This is a genomic window from Pseudoalteromonas sp. SCQQ13 (genome assembly GCF_015864415.1).
GTDB classification, from domain to species: domain Bacteria; phylum Pseudomonadota; class Gammaproteobacteria; order Enterobacterales; family Alteromonadaceae; genus Pseudoalteromonas; species Pseudoalteromonas nigrifaciens.
Window position 1 is genome coordinate 1 of record NZ_JADYXG010000047.1, and the last position, 903, is coordinate 903.

The 903-nt window shown below is 48.1% G+C and carries 1 protein-coding gene; it reads left to right on the forward strand.

Annotation, left to right across the window (positions count from 1 at the left end; all coding sequences use genetic code 11):
• The coding region (gene tnpC / locus I6F41_RS17905; RefSeq protein WP_197108907.1) for an IS66 family transposase at positions 1-903 on the forward strand (903 nt) is incomplete at both ends.

The following is a 903-nucleotide window of genomic DNA, read 5'->3' on the forward strand; positions in this document are numbered from 1 at the left end:
CGACTGGCCCAACAAAAACAGTTTGGTGCCAGTAGCGAAGGCCACCCTGGTCAGGGCGAGTTGTTTAATGAGGCAGAAGCCGAGGTTGAACAACTTGACGTTGAGCCTGCGCAAGAAACGATTGAATACACCCGTAACAAACCTAAACGTAAGCCCCTGCCAAAGAACTTACCTCGTGAAGTGGTGGTGGTTGATATTGCCGATGAAGACAAAGTCTGTGCTTGCTGCCATGGCGAGCTACATAAAATAGGCGAAGACAAGAGCGAGAAGCTTGAATTTATTCCAGCCAAAGTGACCGTCATTGAAACGATAAGGCCTAAATACGCATGCAGAGCGTGTGAAAAGGATGGCATTAGCAACACCATCAAACAAGCGCCCGTGCCGGCCAGTATTATCCCCAAAGGTTACGCCACCCCAAGCTTACTCAGTCAAATTATTACCAGCAAATATCAGTATGGTCTGCCGCTTTACCGCCAAGAGGCCATGTTCAAACAATACGGCATTGAGCTGAGCCGCAAGACCATGGCCGACTGGATGATAAAATCTCAGTTGGCATTACAAATACTGTATGAACGAATGCGAGAAATACTGCTGCAACAATCCGTTATTCAGGCGGACGAGACGACATTAAAGGTTATCGGCGAAGATAAAACCACCTGCTATATGTGGCTGTATTGCTGCGGCACTGACTCACCCAGCAACAATTTACCTGATGCAGGCTACTCCCTTATGCCCAATATCGTACTTTATGATTATCAAGCCAGTCGCAGTGGACAATGTGCGGCCGACTTCCTTGATGGTTATTCGGGGTATTTACAAGTAGATGGTTATCAGGGGTATGCCAAAACCCAGGCGACTCTGGTAGCGTGTATGGCTCACGCTCGCAGAAAGTTCGTTGAAGCA